This is a genomic window from Pseudomonadota bacterium (assembly GCA_039818985.1).
Classification (GTDB): domain Bacteria; phylum Pseudomonadota; class Alphaproteobacteria; order Sphingomonadales; family Sphingomonadaceae; genus Alterisphingorhabdus.
Window position 1 is genome coordinate 1,363,002 of sequence record JBCBSU010000001.1, and the last position, 14,341, is coordinate 1,377,342.

Consider the following 14,341-nt stretch of genomic DNA (forward strand, 5'->3'; position numbering starts at 1 on the left):
GTCTAGGCGCTGAGATAAGGGCGCACTCGCAGGAAACGCACCACACCGGTGGCAATCATCAACTGCCCGGCATAATAAAGCGGCCACACCGCCTGATTGACCAGCCATGCGTCCTTGCTGATGCCCATCAGCGCAAAAATGCACAGATCCGATATGACGAACAGCACAGCACCGGTACCGACCTGGTAGCGCGGAAAACGGCTGGTCCAGGCCATCCCTGCCATCAGCGCCAGGCCCAAGCTGTAGAGAATCAGCCCCCAGCCCCCACCGCCGAACGAGACCAGATGCGACAGCAATGGCACGGTAATGCACAGGGTAATCGCAAACAGCCTCTGGCTGGCTGCCACTTGCTGCCGCCGATTACGGGCATAGAGGATGATGGCAACGCCATGCGATGCCAGAAAGGCGAGCGCGCCCCATGTCAGTTCGATGATAATCAGCGCATCACCGAGTGCCGACAGCGCAAGCGCTGTGCATAACAGCCACCCATCGGCGCTTTTCAGGCGACGCGCGGCATAGAGCGCCAGCATCGTGACTGCACCGGCTTTCCATAGCATCAGCAGGCCCTCGCCTATGACACCGTCGCGCAGTAGCGGAAAACCGATGGCAAAGATCAGGCTGAGAATCAGGAAGGGCCTGTCCTCCACCAATGCCTGTTTCACGGTGCCGCCTCCCTGCCCGATGCGCGATATCGGGGACCGCATTACCGGGTGGGCCCCATTGCTGTCCAGCCTCACCAGCGGGCATATCCCCATTGCCGTTTTTGCAACGAATTGCCATATGCGCCGCATGACAGAGACACAATCGCATCAGGTTCACATTATCGGCGGCGGCCTCGCCGGTTCCGAGGCGGCATGGCAGCTGGCGCAGGCGGGCTTTCGCGTCCGCCTGTCGGAGATGCGTGGATCGGGGGACATGACCCCGGCGCACCAGACTGATGGTCTGGCCGAACTGGTTTGCTCGAACAGCTTTCGCTCCGATGATGCCGAGCGCAATGCTGTTGGTCTGCTCCATGCCGAGATGCGTGCACTCGACTCGATCATCATGGCAGCGGCGGAAATTGCCAAGGTTCCTGCCGGTTCCGCGCTCGCCGTAGACCGCGATATTTTCTCAGAAGAAGTCAGCAAGCGACTCATAAACCATCCGAATATCACCATATTGCGCGAGCGGGTGGATGCGCTTCCCGCCAATGGTGCGACCATTGTTGCCACTGGGCCGCTGACCGCTGCATCGCTGGCGCAGAGCATTGGCACCGCCACCGGATCGGATGCACTAGCCTTTTTCGATGCCATTGCCCCTATCGTTCACCATCACAGCATCGATATGAATATTGCCTGGAAACAGTCGCGCTGGGACAAGGGCAGCGCCGATGGCGATGGCAAGGACTATATCAACTGTCCGATGGACAAGGAGCAGTATCTGGCCTTCCATCAGGGCCTGATGGATGGCGAGAAGACCGATTTCAAACAGTGGGAAAAGGACACGCCTTATTTCGAGGGCTGCATGCCGATCGAAGTCATGGCGGCGCGCGGTATCGATACGCTGCGCTATGGGCCGATGAAGCCAGTCGGTCTCGACGATCCACGCACCGGTCGCTGGCCCTATGCCGTGGTGCAGCTGCGCCAGGACAATCGCCTTGGCACATTGTGGAATATGGTCGGCTTTCAGACCAAGCTGAAATATGGCGCACAGGTAGAATTGTTCCGCACCATTCCGGGACTGGAAAATGCCGAATTTGCAAGGCTCGGCGGGTTGCACCGAAACACCTTTATCAACTCACCGACGCTGCTCGACCGCTCGCTGCGGCTGAAAACCGCGCCGCATATCCGCTTTGCAGGACAGATTACCGGCTGTGAAGGCTATGTAGAAAGCGCCGCTATCGGTCTGGTCGCGGCAAGGATGACTGCAGCTGACCTGGCGGGACACGCACTTGACGCACCGCCACAGACCACGGCGCTCGGTGCGCTGCTGTCGCATATTACCGGCGATGCCGATGCCAGCGACTATCAGCCGATGAATGTCAATTTCGGCCTGTTCCCGCCGCTCGAGGGCAAGGTCAAGAAGAAGGAGCGCAAGGAAGCGTATACCGCGCGCGCCCGTCGCGATCTGCAAGACTGGCTTGGCGGACTGTCACAAGCGGCCTGAGCCGGAGGCCAGACACCGTCATCAGCATTTACATCGTTGCGCCCTGTTGCGGCGTTGCGGCTTGGTGGTTGCAAACTCTTCCGGCGTCAGTTCATTATCGCCATCGGCATCGGCACCCTCGAAACGATCCACGGTACGCACCGCCCATTCCTCGAAAGTCAGCAGGTTATTTCCGTCTACATCGAGCTTGCGGAATGCCTTGCTGCGGGTGCTGAGCATCTCGTTGCGGGTGATGCGGCGGTCGGAGTCCCGGTCATAGCGCGCAAAGCGACGCTCCTCGCGTGTCATCTCGGTGGCTTCTGGCGGCTCCGGACCAACCAGATCGGCTGTATCAGCGTCGGGTAGGTCGCTATCGGCAGGAGCAGTCTCCTGCGGCGGCGGCTCTGCATCGGGAGAGGTTTCTTCCTGCGCATTGCCCAGCATATAGAGAAAACCGGCGAGCAGCAGCATGATCGCCCCTGCCCCGCCGACCAGATATTTGCTCATCACCGCCCTCCTGTGCCTTTGAGCGAGATGATAGCAGGGGACATTCAGCCTGTCAGGCCGCGAAACACCATCCGCGCAGCCATGGACGGCCGCAGCACCGGCTTGTCCCATCCGCCATGCAGCGCATCGCGCACGATCATGTCGCGGATGATCGCCATCATCCGTAAGCTGCGATCCGGCTTCCAGTCGGTGACGGGTTCCAGCTGACTGGCCAGTGCGGCCTTGGCGGTTGTCGCTGCTTCACCATCATATCTGCCAGTGCGAATATCATCCCAAAGCGCATAACAACCGAAAAAATCGTCCAGCAGCGGTGAAGCTTCGGTCACACCTATAGCACGCAATGCGCTTGCCATTGCTTCGCCCCTGTTGCGGGCGTGCACACCGCCTTCCTCGCCTCCTGCATCGACGACATAACCTTCCCAGGCGTCAATGACCGGTACCAGCGCATCGCAGTCGAAATCGTCAATTGCCGTGATCAGTGCCAATAGCGGATGCCCCGAACGCCGGTCGGGTGGCGTTCCGGTCATGACGTCACGCCACCAGGTATAGCGCATCTGGCCGATCAGCATCTCGCTAGTGGTGTCGCAGATATCGCCGCAGATCGCGTCCATGGCAAACAATGCTTCCTGTCGCGAACGCAGCGCCGACGGAGCATAGGCCAGAGCAAGGCGATGCCATGGCGTCAGTTTGAGCGGATTATCCACCCGCGCCTCTTCCAACGCACCTCTCCGGAAATCAAGGTTAATCGCAAGATAACCCTGTCTCTTGCGAAACCGGTTACCAGTTTTTCGCTATATCTGCAGCCTGTTGGTCGAGGGCGGACTGGCTCGCTCGTTGAACAAGAGCGATAAACAGGTGGAATAAGGCATGAAAAACAATCACTTCTGCACAAGAGGCGTCGTGGAAATCCTGCGGCGGCTGAGGCGCAGCAAAGCCGGTAACACACTGGCCATGGTCGCGGCTGGCCTGGTTCCGCTGACCGCTATGATCGGTAGCGGCGTCGATATGAGTCGTGCCTATATGGTACAGTCCCGCCTGCAACAGGCATGTGACGCCGGTGTGCTGGCCGGTCGCAAGGCCATGGCTGACGGTGATTATACAAGCGCCGCCCAGGGCGTTGCCGAAGACTATTTCGACGTCAACTTCCCGACCGATTATCTCGACACCACCAACCGCTCATTCACCACAAGCAATCCGAGCGGCGGATCGACCGTTGTCGGCAATGCTTCGGTCAGAGTGCCCACTGTTGTCATGAGCATGTTCAGCATTGATGATCTGAACATCTCGGTCGCCTGTACCGCACAGCTGGAGATTTCCAACTCTGACATCACCTTCGTGCTGGATACCACCGGCTCGATGGCATGCCCGGAAAATGCCGATACCACACAATGTCAGGGCTATATCAATACCCATGGCGTGGTCGAAGGCCGAAGCTATAGCAGCCTGTCCACGACATCACGCATGCAAGCGCTCAAAGATGCGATGGACGGCTTTTATGGTGTCATCGATACGGCTGCTGCCAGCAGTGGTGCACGCATCCGTTACGCCTTTGTGCCCTATGCGCAGACGGTGAATGTCGGCTATCTGTTGCCGCCAAGCTATATCGTCGACGAACATGCCTATGAATCGATGGAACGCGTCTGGGTTGAGGAAGACGTGACGGAATATTTCCGTAGCCGGGATAGTCGTTACACATCCAATTGCTCCGGTTTTTACGGCAGCTGGCCGGGCTTCCGGGTCTATGGCCGTTATGATGCCAGCTATGGCGGATGTATCTGGGACCATGATTTTGGTTCCTTCTGGCAGAACCGCTTCCAGGAAGTCATACATGATACCGATGTCTACAAGACCGGTACGCCTGTACGCGACCCCACGGGGCGCACCAGCAATGACTTCACCTGGGCCGGCTGCATCGAGGAACGCGACACCGTTGGATCGTCATCGATCACCTTCAACGCCGGCAGCAGCACATTTTCGCCTGCCGGTCTGCATGACCTGGATATCGACAGCGCGCCGACCAGCGATGCAACTAAGTGGCGTCCCTATTGGCCGGAGATCGTGTTCCGCCGCAGCTATAATACCACGTCGTCAACCAGTGCCTCGTTTCCGCAGGTGAACTGCCCCTATAATTCGGAGCTGCTGGCAGAGTACACGACGCTCAACGATTTTCAGACCTATCACGGAAATCTGTCGCCTGATGGCGGTACCTATCACGATATCGGCCTGACATGGGGCGCGCGGCTATCGTCTCCGGATGGCATATTCTCCAGCAACGTCAACGAAGCGCCTTCGAACAGCGGCTATGTCGGGCGGCACCTCATCTGGATGACCGATGGTGTTCTGGACCCGAGCGACAGCGCCTATGCATCGCACGGTGTTGAACGGCATGATGGTCGCATCACTGGAGTCACCACTGGCACCAATTCTGCTGCCTATGCCTCGCATGCTACCAATCGCACCACGCGGTACAAGGAAATGTGCAAGGCCATCAAGGCCAAGGGGATCCGGCTGTGGGTGGTTGCATTCAATACCGCGCTGACCACCGATCTCACTGAGTGTGCCAGCGCCAACAGCTCCTTTGTGGCCAATAACGCCACCGAACTGGGACAACGTTTTGCCGCCATTGCCGAGCAGATCGCAGAGTTGAGGCTGACCGAGTGATGGCTATCAAACGTCTTTTGTCTTCAGCCCTGCTCCGCCGGCTGAAGCGCGATGAACGCGGTACGACCCTGGTCGAATTCGCCATCATCGCGCCAACCTTCATGCTGTTGCTGATGGGGTCTTTCGATCTTGGCTATTCGATCTTCCTGCGCTCGACACTGGCCGGTGCCGTATCCGATGCCGCCCGTGCGTCGACGCTGGAAAGCGCGCCGGGCAGCGTCAGCTCCATTGATGCGGTGGTGACGTCGCAGATGCAGAAGATCAACAGCAGTGCATCGCTGACCTTTGAACGCACTAGCTATTATGATTTCGAAGATGTCGCCCGCGCCGAGACCATAATCGACGATGATGGCAATGGTGAATGCGATGCCGGTGAGAATTTCGAGGACGAGAATGGCAACGGCACCTGGGATGCCGATGTCGGCGAAGCTGGTATTGGCGGACCGCGCGACATCGTTCTCTATCGCGTGACCATGGAATATCCCCGCATCTTCCCGCTTTATGGCCTGCTGGGTCAGTCGCAAACGGGATCGATGCAATATGAGTCGGTTCTGAAGAACCAGCCCTATGGCGACCAGGATGCCGCACCTGATATAAGCACGGAGCCCTGTTGATGAGCAGCCTGTCCATATTCAAAAAGAAAACTGCAACTCCGGGCAAGACCGGGGTATTGCAACGCCTTCGCCATAATCGCAGCGGTCTGGCGCTGATCGAATTCGCCTATAGCCTGCCCATTTTTCTCGGCCTTGGCATGTATGGCACCGAGGTTGCCTATATGGCGCTGACCAGCATGAATGTCGGTCAGGCCGCGCTCAGCCTCGCCGATAATGCCTCGCGCATGGGGCAGACGGTTACCGGCACCTCGTCAAAGACTATTTATCGCTCGGATGTGAACTCGGTCTTCGCCGGGGTCCGGCTGCAGGGTGAAGATATCAACTTGCTGGAAAATGGTCGCGTCATTCTCTCCAGTCTCGAGACCACCAATAATGGTCGCTGGCAACGGATCCGCTGGCAGCGCTGTATTGGTGTGAAACAATATGATTCGGCCTATGGCCCGCAAGGCACGATCGAGCGTGACACACCTGAATTTGTCGGCATGGGTCCGGCAGGACAGGAAATCAGGGCGGAACAGAACAGTGCCGTCATGTATGTCGAGATATTTTATGAATATCAGGGACTTTTCGGCGATGCCTTTGTGTCGAACAAGCTACTCAGACATGAAGCGGCGTTCACCATCCGTGACGACCGCAACCTGAGCCAGGGCATACAGAATGACGGTGTGCAAAATCCGCACTGCAACCGCTATACCGCATCCTGACCAGCGGTATCAGCCGTCGACATAGCATACCTTGCGCACCGCGGCGATAACCCGCTCGGCATCGACCAGTGCCAGTTTCTCCAGATTGGCGGCATAGGGCAAGGGCACATCCTCATTGGTGACGCGCAATATCGGCGCATCGAGGTCGTCAAACCCGTCTTCCATGGCAATCGCGGCAATTTCGCTGGCGATAGAGCAGGTTGGCCAGCCTTCCTCGACAACCACCATGCGGTTGGTTTTGGCGAGACTGTCCAGCACCGCCTGTTTGTCGAGCGGCCGCAAGGTCCTGAGATCGATCACCTCCGCATCGATGCCCTGCCCTGCCAGCGCATCGGCGGCTTCGAGCGCTACGCCGACACCGATGGAATAGCTGACAATGGTGACATCACTTCCGGCTCGCATGGTCCGCGCCTTGCCGATTGGCAGGACATAGTCATCCAGTTCGGGAACGTCGAAGCTACGCCCGTAAAGCAGTTCATTTTCCAGAAAAACCACGGGATCTTCGGTGCGGATTGCGGCCTTTAACAGGCCCTTGGCGTCAGCCGCATCATAGGGGGCAATGACGATCAGACCGGGGACGCTGGCATACCATGGGCCGTAATTCTGACTGTGCTGCGCAGCGACACGACTGGCTGCACCATTGGGGCCGCGAAACACCACCGGACAGCGCATCTGGCCGCCCGACATATAATTGGTCTTGGCCGCCGAATTGACAATGTGATCAATGGCCTGCATCGCGAAGTTGAAGGTCATGAACTCGACAATCGGTCGTAATCCGCCCATTGAGGCACCAGTGCCGACACCGGCAAAGCCATATTCGGTGATCGGCGTATCGATGACCCGGCGATCGCCAAATTCATCGAGCAGGCCCTGGGTGACCTTATAGGCACCCTGATACTCGGCGACCTCCTCACCCATGACGAAGACGCGGTCATCGCTGCGCATTTCCTCGGCCATGGCATCGCGCAATGCTTCGCGCACGGTCAGCGAGACCATGGCGGTGCCCTCGGGGATATCCGGGTCGCTGGCGCGCTGTGCCGCCACCGGTGCTGCGGGCGCAGCCGGTTTGCTTGGCACCGGGGTTTCGACCGGCACAGCTTCCGCAGCTGGCCTCGCTTGGCTAGGCGCGGTCTCCTCGCCCTCACCCGCCATACGCGCAATCACGGTGCCGACAACGACATTATCGGTGCCCTCGGCAACCAGTATCTCGACAATCTCGCCTTCATCGATGGATTCGAATTCCATCGTCGCCTTGTCGGTCTCGATTTCGGCCAGAATATCGCCGGACTCGACCATATCGCCTACCTTGACCAGCCATTTGGCGACGGTGCCCTCTTCCATTGTCGGCGAAAGCGCGGGCATTTTCAGATCGATAGCCATCAATATTGCTCCACCAGAACGTCGGTATAGAGCTCATGCGGCTCCGGCTCGGGCGAAGTTTCGGCGAAATCGGCAGCCTCGCTGACAATCTTGCGGATTTCCTTGTCGATCGCCTTCAAATCCTCTTCCTTGACCTTCTTCTTGATCAGCTCGGCTTTGGCCGCTTCGATCGGGTCGGATTTTTCGCGCACCGACTGCACCTCGTCGCGGCTGCGATATTTGGCCGGATCGGACATGGAATGGCCGCGATAGCGATAGGTTTTCAGCTCAAGCAAGATCGGACCATTGCCGCCGCGCACATAGTCCAGCGCGGTTTCCGCTGCACCGCGCACTTCGAGCACATCCATGCCATTGATCTGCAGTCCCGGTATGCGGAAGCTTTCGCCACGACGGTAAAGCTGGTCCTCGGCCGAGGAACGATTGACGCTTGTGCCCATGGCGTATTGATTGTTCTCAATCGCGAAAATCACCGGCAACTTCCACAGCTCGGCCATGTTGAAGCTTTCATAGACCTGGCCCTGATTGGCGGCGCCATCGCCGAAATAGGCGAGGCATACCCCACCATCATCGCGATATTTATGGGCAAAACCAAGGCCGGTGCCGAGCGATACCTGCGCTCCGACAATACCGTGCCCGCCATAGAATTTCTGGTCGACGCTGAACATGTGCATCGATCCACCCTTACCCTTGGAAATACCCGCGGCACGGCCAGTCAGCTCGGCCATGATCACCTTGGGGTCGATGCCATAGGCCAGCATATGGCCATGGTCACGATAGCCGGTGATGACGCTGTCCTCGCCCTCGTTCATCGCCGATTGCAGGCCAACCGCAACCGCTTCCTGGCCTATATAGAGGTGACAGAAACCGCCAATCAGGCCGAGGCCGTATAGCTGGCCTGCCTTCTCCTCGAACCGCCGGATCAGCAGCATCTGGCGGTAGAATTCCAGAAGCTCGTCCTTGCTTGCCTTGAAGCGCACCGGTTTTTTCGGTTTTGGTTTTTCCGATTTGGTTTTTTCGGATGAAGATTGCGCCATTTTAGCGTCCTTGTTCCGGGGGAGAAGGTGTCCGCCTATATGCCATGAATCAAGTGCCGCGCAATGGCTTATCCGGCAGGCAAAGGAAGATGGTTCAAAGGCGGACAGCGCCGCCCCAAAGCTATTTCAGTGGGACGACAATCTCGTCGGGATGGATGACGTTGAGCTTCTTGCGAATCAGCTCACCAGCCAGATCAGCATCAGCCTTGCCCGGCTCGAGCAGACCAATGCGGTTCTTCAGCGCCGCCTCTTCGGCAAGCAACGCTGCCAACTCGACTTCGCGCTGCTGCAATCGCTGCTGATAGTCACCCCAGGCGAGCACACCAGTAGGACCCAGAACCGCATAGGCACCGATGCCCAATAGGCACAATAGCGCCAGGCCAGACCCAAGCTTGGATCGCACAGTGGCTGCGGGAGAGTGCTCATGAACCATCACAATCCACTGAATCACAATTGATTCCGCGTTGCAAGGACCAAATCGCCAAAATGCGATATATGCGCCGCTTGACGCGTCAAAGACATGCAGACGGAGACATTCAGCGAGCGAAAATCGCAGCACCGGGATAAGCGGCGCTGACACCAAGCTCCTCTTCAATGCGGATAAGCTGGTTATATTTGGCAAGGCGGTCGGAGCGGGCCAGACTGCCAGTCTTGATCTGACCGCAATTGGTCGCAACCGCCAGATCGGCAATCGTCGAGTCCTCGGTCTCGCCCGAACGATGCGACATAACCGCGGTATAGCGTGCGCCATGCGCCATGCGCACCGCATCGAGCGTTTCTGACAGCGTACCGATTTGATTGACTTTGACGAGCAGGCTGTTGGCAACACCTTCGCCGATACCGCGCGCCAGGCGTTCGGTGTTGGTGACGAACAAGTCGTCACCGACCAGCTGCACCGTATCGCCAACTGCAGCGGTCAGCGCGGCCCAGCCCTGCCAGTCATCCTCAGCCATGCCGTCCTCGATCGAGCGGATCGGATAATCAGCGCATAATCTGGCAAGATAATCCGCCATCTGCTGAGAGTTCAGTTCGGCATTTTCACCTGCCAGTCTGTATATGCCGTCCTGATAGAATTCGGTCGCGGCACAATCCAGAGCCAGCACAATATCATCGCCCAGGGTAAAGCCGGCCTCACCGACAGCGGCAGCGATATAGTCGAGCGCAGCGCGTGTAGAAGCGATGTCCGGGGCAAAGCCACCTTCATCGCCCACACCGGTCGCAAGGCCATCGCCGTGCAGTTTCTTCTTCAATGCGTGGAATATCTCGGCACCCCAGCGCACCCCTTCAGCCAGTGATTCCGCACCCACCGGCATGATCATGAATTCCTGGATATCAATCGGGTTATCCGCATGTTCGCCGCCATTGATGATGTTCATCATCGGCACTGGCAGCACATGGGCACCGACGCCGCCAATATAGCTGTAAAGTGGCAGTCCACGTGCATCAGCAGCGGCGCGCGCCATGGCAAGGCTGACGCCCAATATCGCATTGGCACCAAGCCGCGCCTTGTTGTCAGTGCCGTCAAGCGCGATCATTGCCATGTCGATATCGCGCTGATCCTCGGCGTCGAGTCCGACAAGCGTGTCGAATATCTCGCCATTGACGGCATCGACCGCCTTGGTAACACCCTTGCCGCCATAGCGATCCTTGTCGCCATCGCGCAGTTCCACCGCCTCATAGGCGCCAGTCGAGGCACCCGAAGGCACGGCGGCGCGACCGAAACTGCCATCTTCGAGCAGGACATCGACCTCGACTGTAGGGTTGCCACGGCTGTCGAGAATTTCACGCGCATGGATATCGATAATGGAAGTCATAACGGTCTCCTGAACGATGGACTTTGGCGAGCCTCTCCACCATAGCGCTTCCGATTGCAACCTTTGTGATAGGATATGCGCAATTGATGAGAAAGCGCTTGATTTCATGCTATAGAGGCGCAGATTGAATATCAGGCAGGCGGACAATGGGCACAGTCAATCTCTACAGACGGAATGTGCCCGGCAGACCAGGCGACGGAGGACAAGCCAGTGACGGATGAGACAGCAAGCGGTTCGGAAGGCGACAAACCAAAAACCACCGCCCGTAGAACCAGCAGCAGTGCAAAGAAGAAGCCTGCCGCGCGCAAGGCGACGACGACCAAGCGCACCACTAGCGGCGCCACGGCGCGTAAACGCAAAACCACCGCTGCAACCAAGGCCGCCAAAAAGCCGGCGGCCAGCCCCAAGACGGAGATCGTCCCGGCAACTGTGGCCAATGGTGCCGAGGGCAATTTTGCAGAAGACGCCAAGGCGCGGGCCAGCGAATTGGCCAATGATGCCAAGGGCCGGATCAGTGAGGCCATCGCCAATCTTGGCGGCCTGATCGGTGACAGCGCTGATGTCGTGGAGGAGCGTCTGGGCAGCCGTTTCGGCGAAATGGCGCGCACAGCGTCGGAAAATGTCACCAGCGCGGCGAAAAAAGTCGATGAAAGCGATCTTGGTGATCTTGCAGACGACACCCGGGAATTTGTTCGCAAAAGCCCGGCATTGGCGATCGGCATCGCTGCAGCTGCTGGCTTCGTGCTGGCACGACTGTTCAAATCCGGCGGCGGCGACAGAGACTGACCTGCATATATGACCGATAAAAGCCGGGCCCCGCACAAGGCTGCATCACCACAGGCGCAGGAGCCACATGACGCCAATGCCGTGCCCACCACCGGGGCACCGGAAGCCGAAGTGCCGGTGTCAGAGCATGCTGGGGCCCATGCTGCAAATGCAACGTCACAGCAAGAAAATGCAGACAGCACTGCGTCCGAGAAGCCCGGACTGATCGAGCAGGCAACCGGGCTATATGGGGATGCCCGTACCTGGCTCGATTCTGAGCTGGATTTTCAGAAAGGTCGGGTGGCCTATACCACCCGCGCCGCCAAGCTGGCGGCGATATTTACCGGTGTCGGTCTGGTCACGCTGCTCTGCGCGCTGATCACATTGCTGCTCGGCATCTTCATGACCGTGATCTATTATTTCGGACCGTTGATCGCGCTGCTGACGGTACCACCACTTTGGGGCTTGCTCGGCTGGCTGGCACTGCGTCAGGCCCGGGCCCGGGTACGCGACGCCGCGGACATGATTGCCGAGACCGGCGGCGTTACCGGGCACAAAAGCGATACCGGAGAACAGCCGGGTGGGGATGGCCATGGCTGAAAAACTCTCCCGCCGTGACCTGCGGCAGAAAAAGGCTGTTCGCGACCAGAATGAGACGCAGCTACGTGACTCGGCTAGAGCGGCGCAACAGCGGTTTCACCCCGAGAATCTCGCCATGGAGGCGGCAGGGCATGCTGCAGACAAGGCCAAAAGCGCTGCGCAGAAGGCCGGAGAGACCGCCAGAAAGCATAAATTCAAACTGATCGCCGGTGCGGCGCTCGGTGTTGTTGCTCTGGCCTGGCGTCCGGTCAAGAATCTTGTGGCGAAAAGAAATCCCCCGTCGTAAAGGCTCGGTTTATTCTTGGGTGCTATGGTAAACGCATCACTAAGGATATTGGGCGAAGGAGAATGGGCATGTCCGGAAATGCCACCACACGCTTTGAAGAGACTTCGGAAAAAATCCGCCAGACGGTAACCGAACACCCGCTCGCCAGCCTGACGGGCGCTGTGCTGATCGGTATTGCCATCGGTGCTTCGCTGCCGAACAACCGACGCGAGCAATCGCTGATTGGCGATGCTGGCCGCAAGGTCAGGCAGGGTGCCGAAAATGCCATTCATGCAGCACAGGAAGCCGGGCGCGCCGGGCTGGAAAATGCAGGCCTGTCGGTCGACGAGGCCAAGCTGCACTTTCGCGATCTTGTGCGTCGCGCCGGCGAGGCCACACATTCGGCCAGAGACGCAGCACGCGAACGCATGGGCCGCTAATCAGGTCACACTGGCAAACAGATCATTCAACAGGGACATATATGAGCAAATTACATCTCGTTCTGGGGGGCCGGGTCAAGGATCCGCGCGGGCTGGATTTCGTCGATCTCGACGAAATGGATCTGGTCGGGGTCTATCCCGATTATGCCAGTGCCGAAGAGGCCTGGCGCGGCTGCGCCCAGCGCACCGTTGATGATGCCGAGATGAAATATGTCGTGGTGCATCTGCACCGCCTGCTCGAGCCGGAATTGCCCGAGCAGGCTGAATAGCCGGATTCAAACTTGGTTGCGCGATAGCGGTGCAGTCAGAACAAGGCCGGTCAGAAAACCACCAATATGGGCACCGACTGCGATTGACTGGCCACTAAAGCCGCCAAAACCTAGCATGAGCTGGATAATGATCCACATCAGGGCGAGCCGCGCCAACTGGCTCTGATAAGGCGACAGATTGCCGATCGGTTTTGACTTGATACGGACATTGAGCAGGATCATCGCCGCAATCAGGGTACTGATTGCGCCGCTGGCGCCGATGGTTACCGCGCCTATGGAGAACGGATCGAAAGCCTGGACCAGTGCCGCACCATAGGCCCCGGCAACGGTCAATATAATGGTCCTGACAGTGCCGATGGCACGCTCTACCATGGTTCCGCAGAGCAGTAATATCAGCATGTTGAACAGCAAATGGGTGAAATCGGCATGCAGGAGCGCGCTCGAAAGCGGCGTCAGCACTGCCGGCACCATGAGATCATAGCCTGCGAAGCCGGCGCTATCAAAAAATCGCGACGGCAGGAAACCTGCGTGCACTGTTGCTTCGTCTTGCAGGCCGGTGAGCGTCAGCCCCAGCCAGAGAATGGAACAGGCGGCCACATAGGCCAGCGTAAAAGGTCCGGAACTGCGTGCTACTCTGCTTTGGGCTTTTTCCATGCCCGTCAATATAGGGCGTGCCCCTAAATAAACTCGATTTTTTCGACGAGATAATATTTATCGCCTGCAGGGACGCTGACTTCGACCTCATCCTCGACCTGACGACCGATCAGCGCACGACCAATCGGGCTGTTATAGCTGATCCGGCCCTGACGCGCATCGGCTTCGGCCTGGCCGACAATCTGATAGGTGATCGGTTTGTCGTCTTCGTCGAGCAGAGTCACCGTTGCACCGAAGACGATTTTATCGCCCGAAAGCGTAGTCGGGTCGATAATCTGGGCGCGGCTGAGCTTGTCCTCCAGATCGCCGATCGTGGCCTCGACCTGGCCCTGACGTTCCTTGGCAGCGTGATATTCCGCATTTTCCGATAGGTCGCCATGGGCGCGCGCTTCCTCGATCGCGTCGACGATCAGCGGGCGTTCTTCCTTCAGCGCCTTCAATTCTGCGGACAGCTTGTCATAGCCTTCCTGCAGCATCGGCATTTTCTCTGGTCCTGCCATTGCGGCTTTT

18 protein-coding genes are annotated in these 14,341 nt (G+C 58.3%); 9 read left to right on the forward strand and 9 right to left on the reverse strand.

Features of this window, described 5'->3' with window-relative positions:
* Positions 1 to 2: 2 nt before the first annotated feature.
* A complete protein-coding gene (locus AAFX04_06480; GenBank protein MEO1045066.1) occupies positions 3 to 662 on the reverse strand; it encodes a lysoplasmalogenase family protein in 660 nt (219 codons plus the stop codon).
* Positions 663 to 789: 127 nt separating this feature from the next.
* Here AAFX04_06480 and trmFO point away from each other — a divergent pair, with 127 nt between their 5' ends.
* The gene (trmFO, locus tag AAFX04_06485) at positions 790 to 2,145 is read left to right on the forward strand and encodes a methylenetetrahydrofolate--tRNA-(uracil(54)-C(5))-methyltransferase (FADH(2)-oxidizing) TrmFO (GenBank protein ID MEO1045067.1); all 1,356 of its coding nucleotides are present in this window, start codon (positions 790 to 792) and stop codon (positions 2,143 to 2,145) included.
* A 21-nt stretch (positions 2,146 to 2,166) separates the two neighbouring features.
* On the opposite strand, the gene AAFX04_06490 is transcribed toward trmFO, so the two are convergent.
* A complete protein-coding gene (locus tag AAFX04_06490) occupies positions 2,167 to 2,631 on the reverse strand; it encodes an EF-hand domain-containing protein (protein ID MEO1045068.1) in 465 nt (154 codons plus the stop codon).
* Positions 2,632 to 2,675: 44 nt separating this feature from the next.
* A complete protein-coding gene (locus AAFX04_06495; GenBank protein ID MEO1045069.1) occupies positions 2,676 to 3,350 on the reverse strand; it encodes a hypothetical protein in 675 nt (224 codons plus the stop codon).
* A gap of 148 nt (positions 3,351 to 3,498) precedes the next feature.
* Between AAFX04_06495 and AAFX04_06500 the strand changes: the two genes are divergently transcribed.
* The 3 genes from AAFX04_06500 to AAFX04_06510 are packed head-to-tail and all read left to right on the forward strand — an operon-like array spanning position 3,499 to position 6,610.
* Positions 3,499 to 5,292: a TadE/TadG family type IV pilus assembly protein gene (locus AAFX04_06500; protein MEO1045070.1), complete on the forward strand. Its 1,794-nt coding sequence runs from the start codon at positions 3,499 to 3,501 to the stop codon at positions 5,290 to 5,292.
* Positions 5,292 to 5,906: a TadE family protein gene (locus tag AAFX04_06505; GenBank protein ID MEO1045071.1), complete on the forward strand. Its 615-nt coding sequence runs from the start codon at positions 5,292 to 5,294 to the stop codon at positions 5,904 to 5,906. The genes AAFX04_06500 and AAFX04_06505 overlap by 1 nt, the downstream gene beginning before the upstream one ends.
* Positions 5,906 to 6,610 (forward strand): pilus assembly protein TadE, encoded by a 705-nt coding sequence (locus AAFX04_06510; protein ID MEO1045072.1) that lies wholly within the window; start codon positions 5,906 to 5,908, stop codon positions 6,608 to 6,610. Before AAFX04_06505 ends, AAFX04_06510 begins: the two co-directional genes overlap by 1 nt.
* A 9-nt stretch (positions 6,611 to 6,619) precedes the next feature.
* Here the strand turns inward: AAFX04_06510 and AAFX04_06515 are convergent, their stop codons facing one another.
* From AAFX04_06515 to eno, 4 genes are all read right to left on the reverse strand, one after another.
* Positions 6,620 to 7,990, reverse strand: a complete 1,371-nt coding sequence (locus AAFX04_06515) for a pyruvate dehydrogenase complex E1 component subunit beta (GenBank protein ID MEO1045073.1) — start codon at positions 7,988 to 7,990, stop codon at positions 6,620 to 6,622.
* Positions 7,990 to 9,024: a pyruvate dehydrogenase (acetyl-transferring) E1 component subunit alpha gene (gene pdhA / locus AAFX04_06520; GenBank protein MEO1045074.1), complete on the reverse strand. Its 1,035-nt coding sequence runs from the start codon at positions 9,022 to 9,024 to the stop codon at positions 7,990 to 7,992. Before pdhA ends, AAFX04_06515 begins: the two co-directional genes overlap by 1 nt.
* A gap of 121 nt (positions 9,025 to 9,145) precedes the next feature.
* Positions 9,146 to 9,457 carry a septum formation initiator family protein gene (locus tag AAFX04_06525; GenBank protein MEO1045075.1) on the reverse strand — a complete coding sequence of 104 codons (312 nt, stop codon included), beginning with the start codon at positions 9,455 to 9,457 and terminating at the stop codon, positions 9,146 to 9,148.
* Positions 9,458 to 9,560: 103 nt separating this feature from the next.
* Positions 9,561 to 10,838, reverse strand: a complete 1,278-nt coding sequence (eno, locus tag AAFX04_06530; protein MEO1045076.1) for a phosphopyruvate hydratase — start codon at positions 10,836 to 10,838, stop codon at positions 9,561 to 9,563.
* 210 nt (positions 10,839 to 11,048) lie between these two features.
* Here eno and AAFX04_06535 point away from each other — a divergent pair, with 210 nt between their 5' ends.
* From AAFX04_06535 to AAFX04_06555, 5 genes are all read left to right on the forward strand, one after another.
* Positions 11,049 to 11,624 carry a hypothetical protein gene (locus AAFX04_06535; GenBank protein ID MEO1045077.1) on the forward strand — a complete coding sequence of 192 codons (576 nt, stop codon included), beginning with the start codon at positions 11,049 to 11,051 and terminating at the stop codon, positions 11,622 to 11,624.
* 9 nt (positions 11,625 to 11,633) lie between these two features.
* On the forward strand, positions 11,634 to 12,203 hold the full coding sequence (locus tag AAFX04_06540; protein ID MEO1045078.1) for a hypothetical protein: 570 nt from the start codon (positions 11,634 to 11,636) through the stop codon (positions 12,201 to 12,203).
* Positions 12,196 to 12,489 carry a hypothetical protein gene (locus AAFX04_06545; GenBank protein MEO1045079.1) on the forward strand — a complete coding sequence of 98 codons (294 nt, stop codon included), beginning with the start codon at positions 12,196 to 12,198 and terminating at the stop codon, positions 12,487 to 12,489. The genes AAFX04_06540 and AAFX04_06545 overlap by 8 nt, the downstream gene beginning before the upstream one ends.
* Positions 12,490 to 12,557: 68 nt before the next feature.
* Entirely contained in the window at positions 12,558 to 12,908 is a 351-nt protein-coding gene (locus AAFX04_06550; GenBank protein ID MEO1045080.1) for a hypothetical protein, read from the forward strand.
* A 41-nt stretch (positions 12,909 to 12,949) separates the two neighbouring features.
* Positions 12,950 to 13,177 (forward strand): DUF4170 domain-containing protein, encoded by a 228-nt coding sequence (locus AAFX04_06555; protein MEO1045081.1) that lies wholly within the window; start codon positions 12,950 to 12,952, stop codon positions 13,175 to 13,177.
* A gap of 6 nt (positions 13,178 to 13,183) precedes the next feature.
* On the opposite strand, the gene AAFX04_06560 is transcribed toward AAFX04_06555, so the two are convergent.
* Together AAFX04_06560 and greA are read right to left on the reverse strand one after the other, a co-directional pair.
* Positions 13,184 to 13,831 (reverse strand): rhomboid family intramembrane serine protease, encoded by a 648-nt coding sequence (locus tag AAFX04_06560; protein ID MEO1045082.1) that lies wholly within the window; start codon positions 13,829 to 13,831, stop codon positions 13,184 to 13,186.
* Positions 13,832 to 13,854: 23 nt separating this feature from the next.
* The gene (gene greA, locus AAFX04_06565; protein ID MEO1045083.1) at positions 13,855 to 14,331 is read right to left on the reverse strand and encodes a transcription elongation factor GreA; all 477 of its coding nucleotides are present in this window, start codon (positions 14,329 to 14,331) and stop codon (positions 13,855 to 13,857) included.
* Between the last annotated feature and the right edge of the window lie 10 nt (positions 14,332 to 14,341).